Source organism: Streptomyces echinatus (assembly GCF_014203595.1).
Lineage (GTDB): Bacteria > Actinomycetota > Actinomycetes > Streptomycetales > Streptomycetaceae > Streptomyces > Streptomyces echinatus.
On the sequence record NZ_JACHJK010000001.1, the window covers coordinates 281117 to 305879 of the forward strand.

General features: G+C 72.3%; 18 protein-coding genes and 1 pseudogene. 11 read left to right on the plus strand and 8 right to left on the minus strand.

What is annotated here, in order from left to right; translation table 11 throughout:
• Positions 1-204: 204 nt before the first annotated feature.
• The 6 genes from FHS34_RS01220 (at position 205) to FHS34_RS01245 (ending at position 7440) form a co-directional block, all read left to right on the plus strand.
• The gene (locus tag FHS34_RS01220) at positions 205-1665 is read left to right on the plus strand and encodes a sodium:solute symporter family protein (protein ID WP_184958649.1); all 1461 of its coding nucleotides are present in this window, start codon (positions 205-207) and stop codon (positions 1663-1665) included.
• A gap of 56 nt (positions 1666-1721) precedes the next feature.
• On the plus strand, positions 1722-2702 hold the full coding sequence (gene speB, locus FHS34_RS01225; protein ID WP_184958652.1) for an agmatinase: 981 nt from the start codon (positions 1722-1724) through the stop codon (positions 2700-2702).
• Positions 2699-4384 (plus strand): thiamine pyrophosphate-binding protein, encoded by a 1686-nt coding sequence (locus FHS34_RS01230; RefSeq protein ID WP_184958654.1) that lies wholly within the window; start codon positions 2699-2701, stop codon positions 4382-4384. Before speB ends, FHS34_RS01230 begins: the two co-directional genes overlap by 4 nt.
• A gap of 32 nt (positions 4385-4416) precedes the next feature.
• The gene (locus tag FHS34_RS01235) at positions 4417-4839 is read left to right on the plus strand and encodes a hypothetical protein (RefSeq protein ID WP_184958655.1); all 423 of its coding nucleotides are present in this window, start codon (positions 4417-4419) and stop codon (positions 4837-4839) included.
• 137 nt (positions 4840-4976) lie between these two features.
• Complete coding sequence (locus FHS34_RS01240) at positions 4977-6317, plus strand: VanZ family protein (protein WP_225817716.1); 1341 nt, start codon at positions 4977-4979, stop codon at positions 6315-6317.
• A gap of 181 nt (positions 6318-6498) precedes the next feature.
• Positions 6499-7440, plus strand: coding sequence for a serine hydrolase (locus tag FHS34_RS01245; protein ID WP_184958657.1), 942 nt, complete (start codon positions 6499-6501; stop codon positions 7438-7440).
• 65 nt (positions 7441-7505) lie between these two features.
• Here FHS34_RS01245 and FHS34_RS01250 read toward each other — a convergent pair whose 3' ends face one another.
• A complete protein-coding gene (locus FHS34_RS01250) occupies positions 7506-7886 on the minus strand; it encodes a hypothetical protein (RefSeq protein ID WP_184958659.1) in 381 nt (126 codons plus the stop codon).
• A 358-nt stretch (positions 7887-8244) separates the two neighbouring features.
• On the opposite strand from FHS34_RS01250, the gene FHS34_RS01255 reads away from it, so the two are divergent.
• The 5 genes from FHS34_RS01255 to FHS34_RS01275 all read left to right on the plus strand — a co-directional run bounded on the left by FHS34_RS01255 (position 8245) and on the right by FHS34_RS01275 (position 16449).
• Positions 8245-9168: a serine hydrolase gene (locus tag FHS34_RS01255; RefSeq protein ID WP_184958661.1), complete on the plus strand. Its 924-nt coding sequence runs from the start codon at positions 8245-8247 to the stop codon at positions 9166-9168.
• A gap of 53 nt (positions 9169-9221) precedes the next feature.
• On the plus strand, positions 9222-10286 hold the full coding sequence (locus FHS34_RS01260; protein ID WP_184958663.1) for an esterase-like activity of phytase family protein: 1065 nt from the start codon (positions 9222-9224) through the stop codon (positions 10284-10286).
• Between the two features lie 396 nt (positions 10287-10682).
• On the plus strand, positions 10683-14402 hold the full coding sequence (locus tag FHS34_RS01265; RefSeq protein ID WP_184958665.1) for an ABC transporter ATP-binding protein: 3720 nt from the start codon (positions 10683-10685) through the stop codon (positions 14400-14402).
• 136 nt (positions 14403-14538) lie between these two features.
• Positions 14539-14928, plus strand: a complete 390-nt coding sequence (locus tag FHS34_RS01270) for a hypothetical protein (protein WP_184958667.1) — start codon at positions 14539-14541, stop codon at positions 14926-14928.
• Between the two features lie 105 nt (positions 14929-15033).
• Positions 15034-16449, plus strand: coding sequence for a S28 family serine protease (locus tag FHS34_RS01275; protein ID WP_184958669.1), 1416 nt, complete (start codon positions 15034-15036; stop codon positions 16447-16449).
• A 199-nt stretch (positions 16450-16648) separates the two neighbouring features.
• Here FHS34_RS01275 and FHS34_RS01280 read toward each other — a convergent pair.
• The 7 genes and pseudogenes from FHS34_RS01280 to FHS34_RS01310 all read right to left on the minus strand — a co-directional run.
• Positions 16649-17431, minus strand: a pseudogene (locus tag FHS34_RS01280) (histidine phosphatase family protein); the annotation flags it as partial.
• Between the two features lies 1 nt (position 17432).
• A complete protein-coding gene (locus FHS34_RS01285) occupies positions 17433-17903 on the minus strand; it encodes an SRPBCC family protein (RefSeq protein WP_184958674.1) in 471 nt (156 codons plus the stop codon).
• Positions 17904-17915: 12 nt separating this feature from the next.
• The gene (locus FHS34_RS01290; protein ID WP_184958676.1) at positions 17916-18419 is read right to left on the minus strand and encodes a nucleoside deaminase; all 504 of its coding nucleotides are present in this window, start codon (positions 18417-18419) and stop codon (positions 17916-17918) included.
• Between the two features lie 139 nt (positions 18420-18558).
• A complete protein-coding gene (locus FHS34_RS01295) occupies positions 18559-20355 on the minus strand; it encodes a carbamoyltransferase family protein (protein WP_184958678.1) in 1797 nt (598 codons plus the stop codon).
• A gap of 26 nt (positions 20356-20381) precedes the next feature.
• Positions 20382-21428, minus strand: coding sequence for an NAD(P)/FAD-dependent oxidoreductase (locus FHS34_RS01300; protein WP_184958682.1), 1047 nt, complete (start codon positions 21426-21428; stop codon positions 20382-20384).
• Positions 21425-22393: a cucumopine synthase-related protein gene (locus tag FHS34_RS01305; protein WP_184958684.1), complete on the minus strand. Its 969-nt coding sequence runs from the start codon at positions 22391-22393 to the stop codon at positions 21425-21427. The genes FHS34_RS01300 and FHS34_RS01305 overlap by 4 nt, the downstream gene beginning before the upstream one ends.
• Before the next feature lie 486 nt (positions 22394-22879).
• Positions 22880-24739 (minus strand): glycoside hydrolase family 3 protein, encoded by a 1860-nt coding sequence (locus FHS34_RS01310; RefSeq protein WP_184958686.1) that lies wholly within the window; start codon positions 24737-24739, stop codon positions 22880-22882.
• Positions 24740-24763 lie beyond the last annotated feature (24 nt).

Sequence of the window (24763 nt, forward strand, 5' to 3'; positions counted from 1 at the left end):
ATATGGATGAAACGTACTCTTCGCAGTCGCTTTCCAGCCACCTAGTGTCGACACCGAACGGCAGCCGCGGGTACGGGCGGATGTCCCCGCGATCCGCTGCCGTCACCCCCGTCTCCGGAGCACCCCTTCTCCCCCGAGGGGCCCGCCCGGAGACCCCCGTATCTGCACGACACGCCACCGACAGTGCGCGAAGGAGGGCCCCACATGGCCGTCGACTACACAGTGATCGTCGTCTATCTCGCCGGCATGCTGGCCATGGGCTGGTGGGGCATGCGCCGCGCCAAGTCCAAGAGCGAGTTCCTGGTGGCCGGCCGGCGCCTCGGCCCGGCGATGTACTCCGGCACCATGGCGGCGATCGTCCTCGGCGGCGCGTCCACCATCGGCGGTGTGGGTCTCGGCTACCAGTACGGGCTCTCCGGCGCCTGGATGGTCTTCACCATCGGCCTCGGCCTGCTCGCCCTGTCGGTCTTCTTCTCCGCGCGCATCGCCCGCCTGAAGGTCTACACCGTCTCCGAGATGCTGGACCTGCGCTACGGCGGCCGGGCCGGTGTGATCTCGGGCGTGGTCATGTGGGCGTACACCCTCATGCTGGCGGTGACCTCGACCATCGCCTACGCCACGATCTTCGACGTCCTGTTCGACCTGAACCGCACGGTCTCGATCATCATCGGCGGCGCGATCGTCGTCGCGTACTCGACCCTCGGCGGGATGTGGTCCATCACGCTGACCGACATGGTCCAGTTCGTCGTCAAGACCATCGGCGTGCTCCTGCTCCTGCTGCCCATCGCGGTGGTCAAGGCGGGCGGCTTCTCGGAGATGAAGGCCAAGCTGCCGACCGAGTACTTCGACCCGCTGGGCATCGGCGGCGAGACGATCTTCACCTACGTCCTGATCTACACCTTCGGCATGCTGATCGGCCAGGACATCTGGCAGCGCGTGTTCACCGCCCGCAGCGACAGGACCGCCAAGTGGGGCGGCACGGTGGCCGGAACCTACTGTCTGGTCTACGCCCTCGCCGGCGCGGTGATCGGCACGGCCGCCAAGGTGCTCTATCCCCACCTCGGCAGCCCGGACGACGCCTTCGCCACCATCGTCAAGGACGAACTCCCCATCGGCGTGCGCGGCCTGGTGCTCGCCGCCGCCCTGGCCGCCGTGATGTCGACCTCCTCCGGCGCCCTGATCGCCTGTGCCACCGTCGCCAACAACGACATCTGGTCGCGACTGCGCGGGATGGTCCGGCGGGACGGCGAGGAGCACGACGAGGTCGCGGGCAACCGCGCCTTCATCCTGATCATGGGCGTCGGCGTGATCGGCACCGCGATCGCGCTGAACAACGTGGTCGAGGCGCTCACCGTGGCCTACAACCTCCTCGTCGGCGGCCTGCTCGTGCCCATCCTCGGCGGCCTGCTGTGGAAGCGCGGCACCGTCCAGGGCGCCCTGGCCTCGGTGATCGTCGGCGGCCTCGCCGTGATCGGCCTGATGGCCGGCTACGGCATCCTCGCCAATGAGCCCGTCTACTACGGCCTGCTGGCCTCCCTCGCGGTCTACGTCGCCGTCTCCCTGGCGACGAAGCCCACCGACGAGAGCGTCCTCGCCACCTGGCGCGAGCGCCTCGCCGGGCGGTCCCCCGAGCTTCCGTCCGAACCGGTCCCGACTCCCCAGTAGAGTCATATGAAAAGCAGTACATGCGCGATGAAGCGCAAGAAAGAAGGCATTTCACTATGAGCAGCAACGAGACGCCCCGCGGCCCTGTCGACTCCTCCCGCATCCCGCGGTACGCCGGCCCCGCGACCTTCGCCCGGCTGCCCCGCCTCGACGAGGTCGGCACCGCCGACGTCGCCGTCGTGGGCGTGCCGTTCGACTCCGGCGTCTCGTACCGGCCGGGCGCCCGCTTCGGCGGCAACGCCATCCGCGAGGCGTCCCGGCTGCTGCGCCCCTACAACCCCGCGCAGGACGCCTCGCCCTTCGCCCTCGCCCAGGTCGCGGACGGCGGCGACATCGCCGTGAACCCGTTCAACATCAACGAGGCCGTCGACACCATCGAGGCCGCGGCCGACGACCTGCTCGGCACCGGCGCCCGCCTGATGACCCTCGGCGGCGACCACACCATCGCGCTGCCGCTGCTCCGCTCGGTCGCGAAGAAGCACGGCCCGGTCGCCCTGCTGCACTTCGACGCCCACCTGGACACCTGGGACACCTACTTCGGCGCCGAGTACACGCACGGCACCCCGTTCCGCCGCGCGGTGGAGGAGGGCATCCTCGACACCTCCGCCCTCTCCCACGTCGGCACCCGCGGGCCGCTGTACGGCAAGCAGGACCTCACCGACGACGAGAAGATGGGCTTCGGCATCGTCACCTCCGCGGACGTCTACCGCCGGGGCGCCGACGAGGTCGCCGACCAGCTCCGCCAGCGCATCGGCGACCGCCCGCTGTACATCTCCATCGACATCGACTGCCTCGACCCGGCCCACGCGCCCGGCACCGGCACCCCGGAGGCGGGCGGCATGACCTCCCGCGAGCTGCTGGAGATCCTGCGCGGTCTGGCGTCCTGCAACCTGGTGTCGGCCGACGTGGTCGAGGTCGCCCCGGCGTACGACCACGCCGAGATCACCTCGGTCGCGGCCTCCCACACCGCCTACGAACTCACCACCATCATGAGCCGCCAGATCGCGGCGGCCCGGAAGGACGCGGAAGCGAAGTGACTCACGACCACGACCTGGTACTCCGCCCGACCGAGGCGCAGATCACCGCCGCCCTGAACCCTCCCCCGGGGCGCAACGGCGGAGACCTGGTCGTGGAGACGCTGGCCGGGCTCGGCGCGACCACGGTCTTCGGCCTGCCCGGCCAGCACGCGCTCGGCATGTTCGACGCCCTGCGCCGCTCCTCGCTGCGCTACATCGGCCTCCGGGTGGAGAACAACGCGGGCTTCGCGGCCGACGCCTACGGCAGGATCACCGGCGAGGCGGCCCCGCTCCTGCTCTCGACCGGCCCGGGCGCGCTGACCTCCCTCGCGGCCCTCCAGGAGGCGGCGGCCGCCTCCGCCCCCGTCCTGGCGATCAGCAGCCAGATCCCCACGGCGGGCCTGGGCGGCGGCCGGCACGGCTACCTCCACGAACTCCCCGACCAGGCGGCCTCGTTCCGCGGCGTCGTCAAGTCGGTCCACACCGTCCGCACCCAGTCACAGATCCCCTCCGCGATCGCGGCGGCCTGGCAGTCGGCGCTGACCGCCCCGCACGGCCCGGTGTGGGTGGAGATCCCGCAGGACGTGCTCCTCGCCGAGACCGCCCTGCCGGTGGTGACGGCGATGGACGCGACCCCGGACGACCTGGTCCCGCGCCCCGAGCTGACGGCGGTGGCCGCCGACCTGCTGTCGAAGGCGGCCCGTCCGGCGATCATCGCCGGCGGCGGAGTCGTACGGTCCGACGCCTCCGGCAAGCTCCTCCAGCTCGCCGAGAAGCTGGACGCGCCCGTGGTCACCACCTTCGGCGGCAAGGGTGCCTTCCCCTGGGAACACCCGCTGTCGATGCGGTCCTGGCTGGAGGACCGCCACACCACGGACCTCCTGGAGGACGCGGACGTCCTGCTGGTGGTCGGCTCCGGCCTCGGCGAACTGTCCTCCAACTACCACACGTTCAAGCCCCGTGGCCGAGTGATCCAGATCGAGGCCGACGCCGGCAAGCTGGAGTCGAACCACCCCGCCCTGGGCATCCACGCGGACGCGCGCCTGGCTCTCCAGGCACTGCTGGAGACGGTGACCGACCGCACCGACGCGGCGGCGCCGGAACGGGTGCGCGAGCTCCTGCGGAAGGTCGCCGACCGCATCGCGTCCCAGGAACTCACCCTGGAACAGGACGTGCTGGCGTCGGTCCGCCGGGCGCTCCCCGCCGGCTCCCCGTCCTTCTGGGACATGACGATCCTGGCGTACTGGGCCTGGTCGGCGTTCGACCCCCGGGGCGCGAACACCATGCACTCGGCCCAGGGCGCCGGCGGCCTCGGCTACGGCTTCCCGGCGGCCCTCGGCGCGGCGGCGGCGGACCCGGCCCGGCCGGTACTGGCGGTGTCGGGCGACGGCGGAGCCCTGTACTCGATCGCCGAGCTGGCGACGGCGAAGCAGTACGACCTCCCCGTCACCTGGCTGATCGTGGACGACGGCGGCTACGGCATCCTCCGGGAGTACATGACGGACGCCTTCGGCCAGGCGACGGCGACGGAACTCACCCGCCCGGACTACGTGGCCCTGGCGGAGTCCTTCGGCGTCCCCGGGGTCCGCACGACCCCGAAGACCCTGGAGGAGGACCTGGCGAAGGCCCTGGCCTCCCCGGGCCCGTCGGTGGTCGTCCTCCCGGCGCTGCTGCGGATGTTCGCGCCGACCCACCTGGATTGAGTCCGTGCCGCCGGGCTCCTATGATCATGGGCATGTCCGCCCTGCGTGAGCGTTCCGCCCACAGTCGACTGACCCCCGGTGAGCAACTCCTGGCGTACGGCTCCGTCGTCCCCGCCAAGAGCGCCAAGGGCGTCGGTGTCGGCGCGGCGGTCGCGAACCGGCTGGTCAACTCCGTCGGCGCGCAGGCCGGCGAGGCCGGCAGCATCGCCGCGCAAGTGCCGCCCACGTCCGGCGCGCTGCTGCTGCGCGTGACGGACCAGCGCGTCGGGCTGGTCCGGCCCCTGGACGGCGCCCCGGTGTGGGAGGTGCAGCGGGCCTGGGTGACCCGGGTCGAACGCCGGCCCCGGACACAGCTGATGGCCCGCTTCCGGCTGCACTTCGCCGACGGCTCCTGGCTCGCCTTCCTCACCATGCGCCGCCGCACGATCGAGCAGTTCCGCGAACTCATCGGCTGACCCCGGCCGGAACCCGGCCGGTCCCTCTCGGCACGGCGGCGCCGGAGCGGAACTGGTTCTGCCCGCGCGGTCGTCCTCCGTGGTGATCATGAACGTGCGGCCCTGACCAGGCTGTCACCGGCGGGGGAGTGCGAGACGTGTTCGAGGCTGTGTTCGGCGACGATTACGGGTTCCTGGGCGGGCTCACCGCCGTCGCGGTGGTGGCCGGCGGGGTGGCGTGGGGCGTCGCCCGGCGGCAGGGGGCCGCCCACGCCTTCTGGTGGGCTCCGCTGGGCTTCTGCCTCACCGGTGTCCTCGGGGTCACCCTCGGCCTGCGGGCCGGTGAGCCCGGCGCCGCCGAGTGCGTGATCAACCATGAGCTCACCGAGCCGCTGTACACCACCCAGGGGCAGTGGAACCTGGCCATGTTCGTGCCGGTCGGACTGTTCGGGGTGCTCGCGCTGCGCCGGCCGGTGCCGGTGCTCGCCGGTGTGCTCGCGCTGCCCTGTCTCGTCGAACTCGCCCAGGCCCTGGCCCCGTTCGCCGGCGGCATCTGCGACAGCGCCGACGTCGAGATGAACGCGGGCGGGGGGCTCGTCGGCGTGGCGGTGGGGCTCCTGGCGGTGCGCGGCCGGGTCGCCTGGCGGGCCTGGGGCAGGACCAGCCTCGTCCTCCTGGGGGCGCTCGGCCTCGTCGGCATCACCGTGCTCCGCAGCGCCGTCACCCTTGACCACGTCGACGGCTCCAGCGTCCGGGACGCACACGGTGCCGAACGGGCCGTCGCGGAGCGGCTCGTACGGCAGGCTTCCGGCGACCGGTACGAGGTCGGGAGGGTGCAGATCAGCCCTGGTCTCGACGGTTACAACGGGTTCATGTACATCCAGGTGTCCGGAGGGGCCTCGGCAGAGCTGATGTGGCCCGGTGGACGCCGGCTCACCGTCGAGTTCGGCGGCGGTTCCGGCCCGGGTCTCACCGTCCCCGGCGCCGGCCCGGCGCGTGACGCCCGGGACGCCTACCGCATCGCCCGCACCTACATGCACGCCCACTACCCGTGGGCGGAGTCGGCCTCCTGGCACACGACACGGGCGGCCACCCAAGAGCAGGACGGGGACGGGTGGGTCACCTCCTGGCGTTTCCGGGAGCGCGGGGTGGCCATGCCCCGCAGCCTCGACGTGCGGATCGACCGGGCCGGGCGCGTGTACGGCCTGACGGCCGACTTCGGACCCACGCACGTGGACGTGCCGGCCGAACTGCTGACGGCACGGCAGGCGGAGGAGGCGGTCACGCAACGGGAGCGGAAGTACGGCGCCGCCACCAAGGCGCTGCGGATCCGCGCCCTCGACCTGACGACGGAGCGCACCAAGGGCTATCGGGGCCCTTGGCGCGCCGTGTGGTCCGTCGAGGTCGCCGACCCGGGATGCGAGCCGGACGAGGAAGGGGGCGGCTGCGATCCCTACGTCGCGGTCGTGGACGCCGCGACCGGGCGGCTCACCGAGTGACGCGTTCCCTGCCGGCCGAGGTGCCTCCCGCCCGGCCCCACCCCGGCGCGGATCTCGAACTCGCGCCCTGCGAACATGCGTACAACTTCCGGCACCCCTGACGAGTCCAGTCAGACAGCGCACGGGTGCGCTCAAAGGCGTTCAGGGGGACGCCCGTACGACGTTCAAGGGGGACCATTTCATGACTCACCGGACATTCGGCCGGACCGGCGCGCTCGCGGCCACCGTGAGCGCCGCGCTGCTCATACCGGCCGTCACCGCCGCCACCCCGGCCGCCGCGGCCACCCCGGCCGCCGCGGCCGCACCGGCCGTGACCTGTACGTCCGCCAAGGCGGGCCTGGCCGCCAAGCTGAAGAAGGACATCACGGCCGCCCTCGCGAACCGCAAGGGCACCGTCGCCGTCGGTCTGTACGACCGCAGCACCAAGACGACCTGCACGCTGCGGGCCACCAGCGCCTACGACTCGGCCAGCACCGTCAAGGTCACCGTGCTCGCCACGCTGCTCTGGGACGCCAAGAAGCACAACCGGTACCTGACCACCACCGAGCAGTCGCTCGCCAAGGCCATGATCACCCAGTCGGACAACAACGCGACCAGCAAGCTCTGGAAGCAGCTGGGCCTGACGAAGATCAAGGGCTTCCTGACCGCCGCGGGCATGACCAAGACCGTGCCGGGCACGGACGGGTACTGGGGCCTGACCCGGGAGAACGTCAACGACGAGCAGAAGCTGCTGAAGCTCGTCACCGCCAGGAACAGCGTGCTGAGCGACAACGCCCGTGCCTACATCCTGAAGCTGATGGGCCAGGTCGTCTCCTCGCAGCGCTGGGGCACCCCGGCCGGCGCGCCGTCCGGGGTCGCCGTGCACGTCAAGAACGGCTGGCTGCAGCGGTCCACGCACGGCTGGCGGGTGCACAGCCTGGGCACCTTCAACGGGGCCGGCCACGACTACATGATCACGGTGCTGACGCAGGACAACAGCACCATGAGCTACGGCGTGACCACCATCCAGAACGTCGCCAAGGCGATCCACAAGGACCTGGTGCCGACCACCGCCGGCGTCACCCGCTACGTCCCGACCAGCCGGCCGCGCGAGGCGTTCGTCGCGGTGCCGCCGCAGGGCTGAGAGCCGGGCCTCGCGGCGCCGACCGTGAGGCCCCGCCCCGTCCCGCCCCTTCCTCGCCGGCGTGCCTAGTCGGCGGGGACCGTGAGTGCCACGGTGTCGCCGCCCGTCACGGCGAACGTGCCGGACTTCCCGGCGGCGACCGTGTCGCTGTGGACCACCGCGCCCGCCGGGGTCTTCTCCGTCAGGGTGAGGGTCCGGTTGGTGAGGTTGGTGACCGCGAACTGGGTGGCCCCGGCCTGGACGCCGTCGCCCTGCTCCGTGATGCCCGGCACGAACAGGAACGTCTGCAGGGTCACCAGGTTGCCCGTGCTGCCCTTCTGGATGATCAGCACGTCACCGGTGGCCGCTGCCGCCGGACCCGCCGAGGCCGCGACCGCGCCGAGCCCCGCCAGCAGCGCGAGAACGGCTCCGACCGCGGTGCGGCGTCTGCCGGTTGAGGTACCCATCGTCTTCCCCTCCCTGGTCGTGCCCCCGGCCCGCGTCGGGCCGGCGGCCGTGGCGCAGAGCCTCGCGGGACCCGCCGCGGTCGTGGAAGAGGCACGGCAGGGCGCACGAGGGCACACGGGCGGCGCCGAGCCCGGTGGGGAGCCGTCACCGTCCTCACGTCGCCCGCCGCCCGCCGCCCGCCGCCCGCCGCGCCGACGGGTCCGGGTGCCAGGGGCCATCCCCCTGATCGTCCCAACTCCCGTACTGCGAACATGCGTACAGCCGTAGTCCGTCCCCGGCCGCCGCGGCAGGCGGGGCCGGGACGCGACCGACGGCGTCCGCAGGACGACCGAAAGACGTTCAAGGGGGAACCACTTCATGACCCACCGGATATCCGGCCGAGCCGGGGCGCTCGCGACCGCCCTCGGCGCCACGCTGCTCGTCTCCGCCGTCGCGGCCCTCCCGGCCGCGGCGGTGCCCACGCCCGCCGTCAACTGCACGTCCGCCAAGGCGGGTCTGGCCGCCAAGCTGAAGAAGGACATCACGGCCGCCCTGGCCGGCCGTACGGGCACGGTCGCCGTCGGCCTGTACGACCGCTCCACCGACACCACCTGCACGCTGAACGCCGACACCGCGTTCGACTCGGCCAGCACCGTCAAGGTCACCGTGCTCGCCACGCTGCTCTGGGACGCAAAGAAGAGCAACCGGTACCTGACCGACACCGAGGCCGACCTCGCCACGGCCATGATCACCCAGTCGGACAACGACGCGACCAGCAAGCTGTGGAAGCAGCTCGGCATCGCGAAGATCCAGGGCTTCCTGACCGCGGCCGGGATGACGAAGACCGTCCCGGGGGCGGACGGGTACTGGGGCCTGACCCAGGAGAACGTCACCGACGAGCAGAAGCTGCTCAGGCTGATCACCGCCAGGAACAGCGTGCTGAGCGACAACTCCCGTGCCTACATCCTGAAGCTGATGGGCCAGGTCGTATCGGACCAGCGCTGGGGCACCCCGGCCGGCGCGCCGGCCGGCGTCGCCGTGCACGTCAAGAACGGCTGGCTGCAGCGGTCCGCGCACGGCTGGCGGGTGCACAGCCTGGGCACCTTCGACGGGGCCGGCCACGACTACATGATGACGGTGCTGACGCAGGACAACAGCACCATGGACTACGGCGTCGCCACCATCCAGCTCGTCGCCAGGGCGATCCACAAGGACCTGGTGCCGGCCACCGCCGGCGTCACCCGCTACGTCCCGACCAGCCGGCCGCGCGAGGCCTTCGTCCCGGCGCCGCCGCTGGGCTGACGCTTCACCAGGCGGACTCCCGCGCGTCACGGGCCGGTTCTACGGTGACGGCCATGCGCCTGACAACCGTACTCGCCACCCTCACCGCCGGCCTGGCGGCGGCCACCTCCCTGGCCGCCGCCGGGCCCGCCGGTGCCAACACCCATGAGCGCAACGCCTGTTCGGCCGCCGTGTCGATCGACCGCTTCTCCGACGCGCTCGACAAGACGACGTACGACGGCACCTTCGCCGGGAACTTCTCCGCCCTCGCCGTGGACCGGGACGGCTCGCTCGCGGCCCTGGGCGACCGCTCGTCCCTGTTCCGCCTGGACGCCCGTACCCTGCGGCCGGAAGGGGTCGTCCGCCTCGCCGACGAGAAGGGCGCCGACCTGGACTCCGAGGGCCTGGTCGTCGACGTCCCCCAGTCCCGGCTTCGCCCGGGCGGCGGGACCCCCGCCGGCACCCTGCTCGTCAGCTCCGAGACCGAGCCGTCCGTCCGCCGCTACTCCCGCGCCGGCGCGATCCTCGAGCGGCTCCCGGTGCCGCCCTCCCTCCAGGTCGCCCCGGCCGGCCGCGCCACCGCCAACCAGACCTTCGAGGGGCTGACCCTGCTGCCGGGCGGCCGCACCCTGCTGGCCTCCATGGAGTACGCGATCGCGGGTGACGCCACGGGTACCGTCCGCTTCCAGACCTGGCGGCGGACCGAGGGCGGCCGCTTCCGGCTCGCCGCCCAGTACGCCTACCGCGCCGACGCCGGCCTGGGCGTCCCTGAGGTCCGGGCCGTACCCGACGGCCGCCTCCTGGTCCTGGAGCGCGGCTTCACCGCCGGCGTCGGCAACACGGTCCGCCTCTACCTGGCCGACACCCGCCGTGCCACGGACACCAGCGGCATCGAGAACCTGACGGGCCAGGACGGGGTCCGGCCGGTCCGGAAGACCCTCCTCACGGACCTGTCCGCCTGCCCCTCCCTGGGCGCCACGGCGAAGCAGCCCCAGCCGAACCCCCTGCTGGACAACATCGAGGGCATGACCGTCACGGGCCGTGACCAGGAGGGCCGCCTGCGCGTCCTGCTGGTGAGCGACGACAACCAGAACGCGGCACAGACGACGAGGTTCTACTACCTGCGGGTACGAGTCTGACCCCGGCGCGGCGGCCGACCAGGGGGCGCGGGACCGTAGCGACACCCGCCCGCGCCACACGAACGCGCCCGACCACGCCCCGCGCCCCGCGGCCGCCGCACGCCCGCCCCCGCCGACAACCGGACCCGTCCGCGCCCGCGGCCACCCCACGACTGCACCCGACCCACCTCCGCCGCACGCCCCGCGCCCCCGTCCGCCCCGCGGGCGCCCACCGCACGCCCCCCCCGCATGCCCCGCGCCCCCCCGCCAGCCACGCGCGCGCCGCACCCGCACCCCCCGCACAGCCGCCCCCGGGCCCGCCCCCGCCCCGGTGATTTGTTACGGCGGGATGAAATCGCCCGCCGCGGGCGTTGGTGTCTTGCGGTAGAGCAGGCCGAAAAACAGGAGGGCACCGGCGTGGCACCGCAACGGGGATGGGCAGGACGACTGGCGAGCTACGCCTGGCGTCACCCCAAGGACGTGGTCCTCGCCCTCGGCTCCTCCCTGGCCGGCATGGCCGTGCTGGCCGTCGTCCCGCTGATCACCAAGGTGATCATCGACGACGTGATCGGCGACCACAGCCGCGCCATGACCCCCTGGGCCGGTGCCCTCGTAGGCGCGGCGGTCCTGGTCTACGCCCTCACCTACATCCGCCGTTTCTACGGCGGCCGGCTCGCCCTGGACGTCCAGCACAACCTGCGGACCGAGATGTACGACACGATCACCCGGCTGGACGGCCGCCGCCAGGACGAGCTGTCCACCGGGCAGGTCGTCGGCCGGGCCACCAGCGATCTCCAGCTGATCCAGGGCCTGCTCTTCATGCTCCCGATGACCATCGGGAACGTCCTGCTCTTCCTGATCTCCCTGGCGATCATGGCGTGGCTGTCGCTGCCGCTGACCCTGGTCGCCCTGGCCGTCGCTCCCGCCCTCGGCTGGATCGCCAGGCGCAGCCGCACCCGGCTGCACCCCGCCACCTGGTACGCCCAGGCCCAGGCCGCCGCCGTCGCCGGAGTGGTCGACGGCGCGGTGAGCGGCGTACGCGTGGTGAAGGGCTTCGGGCAGGAGGACCAGGAGGCCGGCAAGCTGCGCGAGGTCGGCCGCCGCCTCTTCGCGGGCCGCCTGCGCACGATCCGCCTGAACAGCAGGTTCACCCCGGCCCTGCAGGCCGTCCCGGCGCTCGGCCAGGTCGCCATGCTGGCCCTCGGCGGCTGGCTCGCCGTACGCGGTCACATCACGCTCGGCACCTTCGTGGCCTTCTCCACCTACCTGGCCCAGCTGGTCGGTCCGGTCCGGATGCTCGCGATGGTCCTCACGGTCGGCCAGCAGGCCCGTGCCGGCACCGAGCGCGTCCTGGAGCTGATCGACACCGAGCCGACCCTGCGGGACGGCACCAGGGAGCTGTCCGCCGACGCGCCCGCGACCGTCGAGTTCGACGACGTGTCCTTCGGGTACGACCACGACCGCCCGGTCCTCGACGGGCTCAGCTTCGAGATCCGCTCCGGCGAGACCCTCGCCGTCGTCGGCTCCTCCGGCTCCGGCAAGTCCACCCTCTCCCTGCTCCTGCCGCGCTTCTACGACGTCACCCACGGTGCCGTCCTGATCGGCGGCCACGATGTCCGTGAGCTGACCCTGGAGTCGCTCAGGGCGGCGATCGGGCTGGTCCCGGAAGATTCGTTTCTCTTCTCCGCCACCGTCCGCGAGAACATCGCCTACGGCCGCCCGGACGCCACCCGGGAGGAGATCGAGGCCGCTGCCCGCGCCGCCCAGGCGGACCGTTTCATCAGCGAGCTGCCCGACGGCTACGACACCACGGTCGGCGAGCACGGCCTCACCCTCTCCGGCGGCCAGCGCCAGCGCGTCGCGCTCGCCCGCGCCCTCCTCACCGACCCGCGCCTGCTGGTCCTGGACGACGCCACCTCGGCCGTGGACGCCCGGGTCGAGCACGAGATCCACGAGGCGCTGAAGCAGGTGATGGAGGGCCGTACGACCCTGCTCATCGCCCACCGCCGCTCCACCCTCAACCTCGCCGACCGCATCGCCGTGCTCGACGGCGGCCGGCTCGCCGACCTGGGCACCCACGAGGAGCTCCAGGAGCGCTCGGCCCTCTACCGCCGTCTGCTCACCGACCCCGACGAGCTGGGCGGGGTCTCCCCGGGCCACGCCCTGCCGGCCGAGCCGCGGGCGGACACCTCCGTCCGCGAGGAGCTGGACGCCGAGTTCGACGCCGAGCGGGGCGTGACCCCCCGGCTGTGGACCGGCGACCGCGAGCCCAAGGACCCGGCGCTCACCGGCACCCCGGCCACCCCGGAGCTGCTCGCCCAGGTCGAGGCGCTGCCCCCGGCCACCGACACCCCCGACATCGACGAGGGCCGCGCGGTCCTGGCCGAGGACTCCTACGGCCTGCGCCGGCTGCTGCGCGGTTTCGGGCGGCCCCTCCTCGTCAGCCTGCTGCTGGTCGCCGTGGACGCGGGCGCCGGTCTGCTGCTGCCGGTGCTGATCCGGCACGGCATCGACTCCGGTGTCTCCGAGATGGCGATCGGCGCGGTGTGGTCGGCCTCCCTGCTCGGCCTGCTGACCGTGCTGGTGCAGTGGGCCGCGCAGACCGGCGAGACCCGGATGACCGGCCGCACCGGCGAACGCGTGCTGTACGCGCTGCGGCTGAAGATCTTCGCCCAGCTCCAGCGGCTCGGCCTGGACTACTACGAGCGCGAGCTGACCGGCCGCATCATGACGCGCATGACGACCGACGTCGACGCCCTGTCCACGTTCCTCCAGACGGGCCTGGTCACGGCGTTCGTCTCGGTCGTCACCTTCTTCGGCATCATGGTCGCCCTGCTGGTGCTCGACGCCTCGCTCGCCGTGGTCGTCTTCGCCACCCTGCCCCCGCTGGCCGTGGCCACCTTCTTCTTCCGCCGGGCGAGCGTGAAGGCGTACGAACTCGCCCGTGAGCGCGTCTCGGGGGTCAACGCCGACCTCCAGGAGACCGTGGCCGGGCTGCGGATCGTGCAGGCCTTCCGGCGGGAGCGGGACGGCGGGCGGCGGTTCGCCGAGCGCAGCGACGGCTACCGGCGCGCCCGGATCCGCGGCCAGCGGCTGATATCGGTCTACTTCCCGTTCGTGCAGCTGCTGTCCTCGGTCGCCGCGGCGGGCGTGCTGATCGCGGGCGCGGGCCGGATCGAGGCGGCCACCCTCACCACCGGCGCCCTGGTGGCGTACCTGCTCTACATCGACCTCTTCTTCGCGCCCGTCCAGCAGCTCTCCCAGGTCTTCGACGGCTACCAGCAGGCCACCGTCTCGCTGGGCCGCATCCAGGAGCTGCTGCGCGAGCCGACGTCCACGAAGTCCGCCGACGAGCCCGCCGAGGTGCCGTCCCTGCGCGGTGACATCGTCTTCGAGGACGTGCGCTTCGCCTACGGCGCGGAGGAGGCGGCGCTGTCCGGCATCGACCTGCGGATCCCGGCCGGGCAGACGGTGGCCTTCGTCGGCGAGACGGGCGCCGGCAAGTCGACCCTCGTCAAGCTGGTCGCGCGGTTCTACGACCCGACCGCCGGGCGGGTCACCGTCGACGGCGCGGACCTGCGCGGCCTGGACCTCACCTCCTACCGGCACCGGCTCGGCGTCGTCCCGCAGGAGGCGTACCTCTTCCCGGGCACCGTCCGTGACGCCATCGCCTACGGCCGCCCCGACGCCGACGACGCCGAGGTCGAGGCGGCGGCCCGGGCGGTCGGCGCGCACGAGATGATCGCCACGCTGGAGGGCGGCTATCTGCACGAGGTCGCCGAACGCGGCCGCAACCTCTCGGCGGGCCAGCGCCAGCTGATCGCCCTCGCCCGCGCCGAGCTGGTCGACCCGGACATCCTGCTCCTGGACGAGGCCACGGCCGCCCTGGACCTGGCCACCGAGGCCCAGGTCAACCACGCCACCGACCGCCTGGCGGGCCGCCGTACCACGCTGGTGGTGGCCCACCGCCTCACCACGGCGGCCCGCGCGGACCGGGTGGTGGTGATGGACCACGGCCGGGTCGCCGAGGACGGCACCCACGAGGAACTGCTGGCCCGCGGCGGCCGGTACGCCGAACTGTGGCGGACCTTCATCGGCCGGTCCGAGCCGGAGGAGCCGGTCGGCGCCGCCCGCTGAGCCCTGGGCCGGCCGGGTTCGTACGGGGACCCGGCCGACACGCATCGATGACGGTCGTGCAACCATCCGACACACTCGTGCGTCCGTACATCAGTACGGACACGGGGGTGCGTGACCGGGTACGGGGAGGACGACAGTGGACAGTGGTGTGATACGCCGACGGCTGGCGCTCGGCGCGGCCGTGCTGGCCGCGTCCGGAGCGCTCGCGCTCACGGCGACGGGTACCGCGCAGGCCGCGGACGGCGGCTGTGCCGGGCACGAGGTGCGCACCCTGCCGTTCAGAACCGGCGTCACCCACGTCTACAAGAGCGGCGACTACGTCTGCGCCGTCACCGTCGCCCGGCACTCCGGCGCCGCCCAGAGCATGGCGGTGAGCGTGCAGGCGCGCGGCAACCGGCCGGTCGTCGACAAGGGCCGTTACAAGTACCACGCGGGCCCGGTGACGGTGAACACCGGGCACCGCTGCGTCTGGATCAGGGGCGCGGTGGGCCGGTACACGGTCAGCTCCGGCTGGATCCTGTGCTGAGCGACTGATCTCGGCCGCCGCGGCGGACCGCGCAATTCCCTCTGGTGGGACGGCAGTTGCTGGGATAACTTCCGGCGCACATCTGTCTCACAGGGGAGAGTGCGCATGCGCAAGGTGCTCAGATGGCTGCTCGCGTTCACGGTGCTCATAGGCACGTGGAGCGCGGCGGCCGGGGCGGCCACCGCCGCCGGGTCCGAGCCCACCGACATCAAGGACCGGCTCCTGTCGATACCCGGCATCAGCCTGGTCCAGGAGAAGCCGTACCCCGGCTACCGCTACTTCGTCCTGAACTACACCCAGCCGGTCGACCACCGCCACCCGGACCGGGGCACCTTCCAGCAGCGGATCACCGTGCTGCACAAGGACACCAGCCGCCCCACGGTCTTCTACACCAGCGGCTACAACGTCTCCACCAACCCGTCCCGCAGCGAACCCACCCGGATCACGGACGGCAACCAGGTCTCCCTGGAATACCGCTACTTCACCCCCTCCCGCCCCGAGCCGGCCGACTGGTCCAAGCTCGACATCTGGCAGGCGGCGAGCGACCAGCACCGGGTGTACCGGGCGCTGAAGGGGATCTACTCCGCCAACTGGCTCGCCACCGGCGGCTCCAAGGGCGGCATGACGGCCACCTACTACGAACGCTTCTACCCCCGTGACATGGACGGGGTGGTGGCGTACGTGGCCCCCAACGACGTCGTGAACAAGGAGGACTCGGCCTACGACCGCTTCTTCACCCGCGTCGGCACGAAGGAGTGCCGGGACCGGCTGAACGCCGTGCAGCGGGAGGCGCTGGTGCGCCGCGCCGCGCTGGAGAAGAAGTACACCGCGTACGCCGCCGAGAAGGGCTACACCTTCGAGACCGTCGGCAGCCTGGACAAGGCGTACGAGGCGGTCGTCCTGGACTACGTGTGGGGCTTCTGGCAGTACAGCCTGCTGAAGGACTGCGACTCGATCCCGGCGGACGCGGCCACGGCGACCGACGACGCGATCTGGACCTCGGTCGACACCATCTCCGGCTTCTCCGCCTACACCGACCAGGGACTCGCGCAGTACACGCCGTACTACTACCAGGCCGGCACCCAGCTGGGCGCGCCGACGATCCACTTCCCGTACATCGAGAAGGGCCTGGTCCGCTACGGCTACCAGCCGCCGCGCAACTACGTGCCGCGCTCCGTCCCGATGCGCTTCCAGCCGGGGGCGATGCGGGACGTCGACGGCTGGGTACGGCACCACGCCACCCACATGCTCTTCGTCTACGGCCAGGACGACCCCTGGGGCGCGGAACGCTTCCGGGTCGGCGCGGGCGCCCGTGACTCCTACGTCTTCACCGCGCCCGGGATGAACCACGGCGCGAACGTGGCGGGCCTGGTCCCGGACCAGAAGGAACTGGCCACCGCCCGCATCCTGACGTGGGCGGGCGTGTCCCCGGCCGCCGTCGCCCAGGCCAGGCCCCTGGCGGCCTACGACTCCCGGCTGGACGGCCGGGACCTGGAGCGGGAACCCACGCTGCGGCCGTAACCCGGCTCCACCACGGCGGCCACGACGGCCGGCCCGGGACGCCCCCACTGCCGAACACGGGCCTGGGGGCCCCGCGCGACCGTCGCGGCCGTCGCGGTCCACGCAGCCTCCGACAAGCAGGAGAGCCCCGGCTGCCCGCGCGAGCCTCAAAAGTCGAGAGGGGCTCACCCAAGATCCCCGGTGCGGCGGGAGGGCCCGCCTACCGGAGGTGGCCCGTGTCGTTCAGCAGGTGGACCGACGCGGCCCCGTCCGACCGGTACACCACCGCCGACAGGGACGCCGCCGCCAGCTCCATGCGGAACAGCGACTCCGGCGGCGCTCCCAGCGCCAGCCGCACCAGCGTCCGCAGCGGGCCGACGTGCGAGACCACCAGCACCGTCCGCCCCGCGTGCCGCGCCAGCAGTGCGTCCCTCGTCACCGCCACCCGCCGCGCCACCGACTCGAACGTCTCGCCGCCGCCCGACGGCGCCGCCGCCGGGGACCTCAGCCAGGCCGCGAAGTCGTCCGGGTGGCGCTCACGTGCCTCCGCGAAGGTCAGCCCCTCCCAGGCGCCGAAGTCCGCCTCCCGCAGGCCGTCCTCGACGGCCACGTCCAGCCCCAGCCGCGCGGCGACCGTCCGGGCCGTCTCCTGGCAGCGCCGCAGCGGCGAGGTGACGACCGCCCGCACGCCGCCGCGGGCGGCCAGCGCGGCCGCGGCGGCCGCGGCCTGCCTGTGCCCGGTCTCCGACAGCGCCGGATCCGGGCCGCCGCTGCCGGACAGCCGCCTGTGCGGCGTCAGCGGCGTCTCACCGTGCCGCAACAGCAGGAGCGTCGTGGCCGGGCCCCCGCCGGCGGGCCGGCCGGAGGCGGCCGGAGCGGCCTTCGCCGGCGCGGCTGCGGCCGCCGGCCCGTCCTCGGCCCCGGTGTCGAAGCGCGCCGTGGATCCCGACGGCTCCCGCCTCCCCCCGGCGGGGCCCACCTCCGTCGCCACGTCCACGGGCCGGCTATTCCTTCGGCAGTGCGAAGTGGTCCCGCACGGCGTCGGTCTGCTTCTCCATCATCGCGATGATCGCCTCGACGACCCCGGGGTCCGCGTCCTCGGCGATCGTCAGCTCCCGCGACCACTCGAAGAAGCTGCGGTGCGGGTCGTTGGTGATCGGCCGGACACGAATGGTGGCGGCATAGCCGTCGACACCCGTGGCCGGCGCCACCGCCCGGTAGGTGGAGGACCGCTCCACCTCGTCGCGCCCGGCGATCTCCTGCTGGACGAGCCCCTCGTTGAACACGAGCGTGAAGTCGTACCGCGACGGCACCTTTTCGAGCGAGCCGCCGTCGGCCCAGTGCACGTTCTTCACCGCGGGCCCGGACACGATCCGCACGACCTTCATGGGGTCGCGGACCTCGGACCAGACGCTGTCCGGTCCGGCGTCGAGGATCGTCGAGTGGTACATCGTGTGCTTGCGCTGGATCGCCACGAGAGCTCCTTGTCAGTAGTCGATGCGGTCGGACTTGGCCACCCACGCGTCGAACGGCGCCGTACGGCTGGGCAGATCGAGCCGCTCGATGGCCAGCGGCCACATCGACTGGGGCTTCTTCTCGAACAGGTCGTAGAACTTGCGGTCGTCGAAGCCGGCCACCGCCGCGTCGTCCCGGTCGGCGGCGAAGACGATCCGGTCGACGCGCGCCCACAGCGCCGAGGAGAGACACATCGGGCACGGCTCGCACGAGGTGACCAGGACACAGCCGGCGAGCGAGAAGGTGTTCAGCTCCTGGCAGGCGGCACGCATCGCGCTCACCTCGGCGTGCGCCGTCGGGTCCAGGTTCGTGGTGACCTTGTTGTTGCCGAGCGCGACGATCTCGCCGGCTCTGGCGACGAGGGCACCGAAGGGGCCGCCGCCGTTCGCCACGCTGTCGGTGGCCAGCTGGATCGCCTTCTCCAGCCAAACGCGCTCGATGTCCTGGGCGGTGGGTTCCAGGGTGTGTGCGGTCATGGTCACTCCATTTCGGGGGAGAGGGGGTTGCCCGGATACCGCGGAGGCACGGCCGGGACGATGAGGAATCCGCGCGGCTGGACGCCGGCGATGTGTTCCGGAGCGACCGGAGCGGGGGCGGGCGGGGACTGCCGGGCCATCAGGACGTCCCCGCCTTCCCCACGAGACGGTTGCCGAGCACCAGGTAGTCGATCTCCGTGCCGAGGAAGCAGTTCAGGGCGTCGGACGGTGTGCACACGATCGGCTCGCCCGCCACGTTGAAGGAGGTGTTGATCAGACAGGGCACGTCGGTCAGCGCGGTGAACCGGCGCAGCAGGGCCGCCAGCCGCGGGGTGTCCTCGTCGGTGATCGTCTGCACCCGGGAGGTGCCGTCCACATGGGTAGCCCCGGGGATCACGTCACGGAACTCCGGCCGTACCGGGAACACGAAGGTCATGTACGGGGAACGCGTCTTGCGGCCCATCTCGAAGACCTTCGGCGCGTCCGACTCGAGCACGAGCGGTGCGAACGGGCGGAACGGCTCCCGGTGCTTGACGCGGGTGTTGATGATGTCCTTGATGTCGGGGAAGGCGGGGTTCGCGAGGATGCTGCGGTGCCCCAGCGCCCGCGGGCCGTGCTCGATCCGGCCCTCGTACCAGCCGACGACGACCTTCTCGGTGAGCAGTTCCGCCACCCGGGTGACGACCTCGTCGTCGCTCAGCCTGGTCCACTCCACCCGGCCGGCGCACTCCCGCAGGGCCTGCTCGATCGCCTCGTCGTCGTACTCCGGTCCGAGGTACGGAGTGACCGGTGGCGCGGACTTCCGCCCGCCGGCTCCGTCCGGGTGGTGGACCCAGGCGTGGACCGCGGCGCCGATGGTGATGCCGGTGTCGCTGGCGCCGAAGCTCACGTGCATGTCCTCGAACCGCGAACCCTCGAACAGCGGGGTGTTGTTGAGGCAGTTCAGCGCCACCCCGCCCTCGAACAGCAGGTGGTCCAGGTCCGTCTTGGCCTCCAGCGCGCGGACCTGGTGGCTCGTGACGACGGTCAGCATCTCCTGCGCCGCGGCAGCCACCCGGGCCGTGTACTCGAGGGTGTCCTGGAAGGGACCGAAGTACTTCTCGAACAGGGCGTCGAGGCCACGGGGGTTGTCCGTCTCCAGGGGCCTGCTGAAGGAGTAGCGGCCGTCCTCGTGCAGTTCGACGAGGTCCTCGAGGAACGGGTTCGGCACCGGCGGCTCGGCGTACCCGGACAGGCCCATGATCTTGTACTCGTCGTTGTTCGGCACGAAGCCCAGGAACCGCGTGATCGCCGCGAACAGGAGCCCGATCGAATGGTGCGCGCCGATGGTCGACTCGTCGAAGACGCGGACGCGGCCGTCGCGGATCTCGCCGAGCAGCGACGAGTACCGCTCGGCGCGGCCGTCGCTGACGAGGAACGCGGCGTCCTTCATGCCCGCCATGTAGTAGCCGGTCATCGCGTGGGCCAGGTGGTGCGGAACGAACACCACCTTGTCCGGATCGGGAGTGAAGCCGGTGCGGGCCGCGAAGTCGGCGAGGATCGCGTCATGGCTGACGGCCCCGGTGAACAGCTCACCGATGCCGCTGAGGAGATCCAGCTTCGCCGCGGGCACCATGGGCGCGGCCGTGATGTCGGACAGCATCCCGTCCAGGACCTCGGCGGAGAAGTCCCAGGGAACGGCGATGAGATCGACGTCGGAGAACTCCAGCCCCGCCTGGTCGAGGCACCATCGCACGGCGTTGACCGGGAAGTCGGTGGTCTTCTTCTGCCGGTTCAGCCGTTCTTCCTCCACGGCGGCGACCAGTTCACCGTCGACCAGCAACGCCGCACCCGCGTCGTGGCCGAGGAGGTAGTGCTTCTCGGTGCCGACCGCGCCGAAGCGCTCGGCGAAGATTCCGCAGACGCGGCTGAAACCGTTGCACCCCAAGACGATCATGGTAATTCCCTTCTCTCGGGGAGCGGTTACGCGCCGGCCAGGAGGTCGCGGACGGTCTCTCCGGCTGCGGGCGCCTGGCACAGCCCCTGGCCGGAGAACCCGGCCGCGTAGAGGAAGGAGCGGGAGGGATGGCGGCCGATGAGGCCGGTCCCGTTGGGGCTGGCGTCGAAGGCTCCGCTCCACCCGCGGTGCAGGCGGATGCCGTCGAGCGCCGGGTAGGTGGTGCCGAGCAGGCGGGACAGCCGCTGGAGCCACGCCTCCCGGGACTCCTCCGGACCGGGGCGGCCCATCCCGACGAGGACGCGGTCCTTCCAGCTCCGGATCCGCAGGCCGGAGGAGGCGTGCAGGGTCATCGGCAGGGTGCCGAGCGGGGTGGCGGGCGGGTCCGTGAGGAGCAGCTCGACGGGGTACGTGGTCACGGGGAGGTCGACGTCGGCCATGGAGGCGACCGTTCTCGACCAGGGGCCGGCCGCGCAGATGACGGTCCCGGCCAGGATGCTGCCCGTGGAGGTGTGGACCCGCCCGTCGGGGTCGATGCCGGTGACGGTGGTCTCCGTGCGCACGACGGCGCCGGCCTGCTGGGCGGCCGCGGCATAGCCGCGCACGATGGCGGCGGGGTCACAGGCGTAGGCGTCGGGTGACCAGGCCGCCGCCAGGACGGCGCGCTCGTTGAGCAGCGGGTTGAGCCGCACCGCCGCGGAGGGGCTCACGAGTTCGACGTCCACTCCCGCGGCCCGCTGTGCCGCCTCGGTGCGCCGGAACTCCTCCACCTGCCGCTCCTCGGTGAACACCACCAGGAAGCCGACGCGTTCGAGGCCGAGGGGGGTTCCGGTCCGCTCGGCGAAGGAGTGGTAAGCGGCCATGCTGCGGACGGCGAGGCCGCCGGTGTGGGGGTCGCCGGGGAAGTAGGTGCGCAGGACGCCCGCGGTGGCCGCGGACGCTCCCGATCCGAGCGTGCCGCGCTCCAGCAGGACGGTGCCGACACCGGCCTCGGCGAGATGGCACGCGATCGAGGTGCCGACGACTCCTCCGCCGATGACGAGGGCGTCCGTGCGTTCGGGCAGCGCGCTCATGATCCCTGCCCCGCTCCGGCGGTGCTCAGCCGGCGCAGCTGGTCCGCCGCGTCCCACGGGAACAGGTGCAGGTTCCAGCCGCCCAGGCAGTTGATGTAGAGGGCGAGCTGGCTCGCCACGGCCAGGAAGTCCTCGCGGTCGAGGCGGTCGAGGCAGGACAGGAAACGCTGGGTGAAGCCCCACAGCTTCTCCAGGCCGCAGTAGCCCAGGAACTCGGCCGGGACACCGGTCAGCAGGCGGGCCATCTGGCGCAGGGAATCCAGCGGCATGCCACCGGTCACGGCCCGCACCAGGCCGCCGTAGGCGGCGTAGCCCAGCGGGCGCGTCTCACCGTTGACGAACAGCAGGGTGGGCAGAACCGTCTCGTAGGTGCCGGCCCCGGAGGGAATCCAGCCCCGGTGCAGATCGGCGAGCTCGGGCGGCTCGGACAGCCAGATCCGCTCGGTCTCGGCGTGCACGTCCTTCAGCAGGCGGTCCGCGTCGGGGTCGGTGGCGGTCAGAAGGGGGATGCGGTGGCCGCCCGCCACGCCCGCCCTGCGCACCTCGACCAGGATCTGCTTCTTCGTGGAGTAGACGGCGTCCCACACCGCGTGCCCGGCCTCGACCAGCGCCGGCATGTCCTCCGGCCGGACCCGGCCCACCGGGGAGGCGGGCATCGGCTCGGTCAGCGGGCCGTACTTGATGCCCAGATGCTGCAGCGCCGAGCAGAACACCGTCCCGTCGGGCGCGTCGCGCCGGTCGGGGATCCGGTGGGACGCGGGCAGGTGCAGCAGCGAGTGGATCGGGGCCACGTGATACAGGTGGGAGCCCGCCACCAGCGTGTGTCCTTGCAGGCTCTGGTAGGGCAGCGCTTCCCACAGCGCGTCGGCCAGTGCGGCGTTGCGGTCGTCGAGCTCGGCGGTGACGGTGATACCCAGATCAGGCCAGGCGATCTCGATGTTCCGACCGGACAACGTCTCAGTCAAGGTTCTCCCCCTAGTCAGGCATGTCGGGACGAGCGGGCCGAGTGATCGGCCGACGGTGGTCCGTGCCGGTCCCGACCGTCGCGCCGTACGCCGGCGGCCGGTGCTTTCCCCTCATCTGGCACGTGGGAGGTGGCGCGCGGCACTCATCCCTTGCTTCCGCCGCAACCGCCATGCGTCGTTGCGACTTGTACGAGGAGTACACAGCCAACCGAGTGAAGTCGGCCAGGCGTGGAAGGCATGAAAGCGTCCGCAGGTCAGGGCCGTTTCTTTCGTAGTTTTGTACAAGGGCCGGCCGGACCTGGGGACCGTGGAAACTCCCACCCCTCCCGCCCTGGAACGTGCTCGGGGCGGCGGGTCCCGAAACAGCGCGGGGCGGCTCCGGGCGGTCCCGTACGGGCCACGCACGAGGCGTGATCACGCGGGAAAGCCCGGCCGCCGCCCGGCCGCGCCCCGCGGCTCACCCTCCGGCGAACCGCGGAACGCCTCTCAGTACGTCAGTCCGTGCCCGATCGGGAACAGCACCTGTGCGGGGTCGTCCGCCCGCTGCACCGGCACCGGCAGCTTCCCGCGGGGCGACATCCGGCCGGCGATCGCCCGTGCGGCGGCGCGCAGCTCCACGTCCGTCCAGCAGTACGTCGCCAGGCAGGCCCTGGCCGAGGGGAGCTGCGCGACGTCGTACGGGTTGCGGATCGCCACCACGGCCACCGGCCTGCCCGTCGCCACGAGACGGTCCACCAGGGTCCGCTGGGAACTGCCCGCCGTCACGTTGTACGTGCCGACCACCACCGCGTCCGCGTCCCGTGCCGCCGCGACGGCCTTGTCGATGGTCGCGGCTGAGGGCGCCGTGCCGGTGGACAGGGCCGTGGCGGTGAAGCCCAGCTCGGTGAGTGCGGTGGCCAGGACGCCGGTGGGCGGACCCGTCGTGCCGGACGGGGAGGCCGGGTCGGCGCCGACGACCAGGAGCCGGTTCTCCCGGCGGCGGTCGAAGGGCAGCACGCCGTCCTCGTTGACCAGCAGGGTGGTGGTGCGTTCGGCGATGCGGTCGGCGGCGGCCAGGTGCGACTTGACACCCACGGTGCGGTCGACGTCCGCCGGGCTCGCCCAGGGGTGGTCGAGGACTCCGCGCCGGGCCTTCAGCCGCAGAATGCGCAGGATCGATTCGTCCAGCCGGGCCTCGGTCAGCTCGCCGTCCTGGACGGCCTTCAGCACCGCGTTCCAGGCCACGTCGAGCGCGGGCGGGTTGAGCAGCTGGTCCACGCCGGCCTTGAGCGCGAGCACCGGCACCCGGTCGTCGCCGTACTTGGTGCGTACGCCCTGCATCCCGAGGGAGTCGGTGATCACGACCCCGTCGTAGCCGAGTTCGCCGCGCAGGATGCCGGTGAGGATCGGGCGGGAGAGGGTGGCCGGGTCGCCGGACCCGTCCAGGGCCGGGAACTGGATGTGCGCGGTCATGATGGAGTCGATGCCCGCCCGGATCGCGGCCCGGAACGGCACCGCGTCCAGCTCCTCCCACAGTTCCCGGCTGTGCGTGATGACCGGGAAGCCGTAGTGGCTGTCGACGGCGGTGTCCCCGTGGCCGGGGAAGTGCTTGGCGGTCGCCGCCACCCCGGCCGACTGATAGCCCTTCACCTCGGCGGCGACCAGTCCGGCGACCGCGTCCGGATCGGCGCCGAAGGAGCGGACCCCGATGACCGGGTTGGCCGGGTTGACGTTCACATCGGCGTCGGGGGAGTAGTCCTGGTTGATGCCCATCGCGCGCAGCTCGGCGCCGGAGATCCGGCCGAGGGTCCGGGCGTCGGAGCGGGAGCGGCCGGCACCGATCGCCATCGCACCGGGGAAGAGGGTGGCGGGCTCGCCGACCCGGCACACCGCGCCGTGCTCCTGGTCGGTGGCGATGAGCACCGGCAGGCCGCGCGGCTGGTCCAGCGAGGCCCGCTGGATGCCGTTGGACAGGCCGGCGATCTGGTGGGGATCGCGGGTGTTGTGCGCCCACGTGAAGTAGATGATCCCGCCGACCCGGTACTTGGCGATCAGCTCGGCGGCGGTGCGGACGCCGATCTCCTTCAGGTTGGCGTCGATGTCGGCCTGGTCGGGGGCGGTGGCGGAGTGGCCGTAGACCCGCATCACGAAGAGCTGGCCGACCTTCTCCTCCAGCGACATACGGGAGATCAGGGCGCGCAGCCGGCGGTCGTCGTGGGGGGCGGCGTGGGCGGTCGTCGGTACGGTCAGCGCGGCGGTGAGGCCCGCGGTCGCGGCGAGGACGGCACGTCTGGACGGCCGTGCGGTGCTTCCCGTGCCGGTGTCGCTTCCCGTGCCGGTGCCGCTTCCCGTGCTGGTGTCGTGCACGTGCGCTCCTTCCAGAGGAGAACC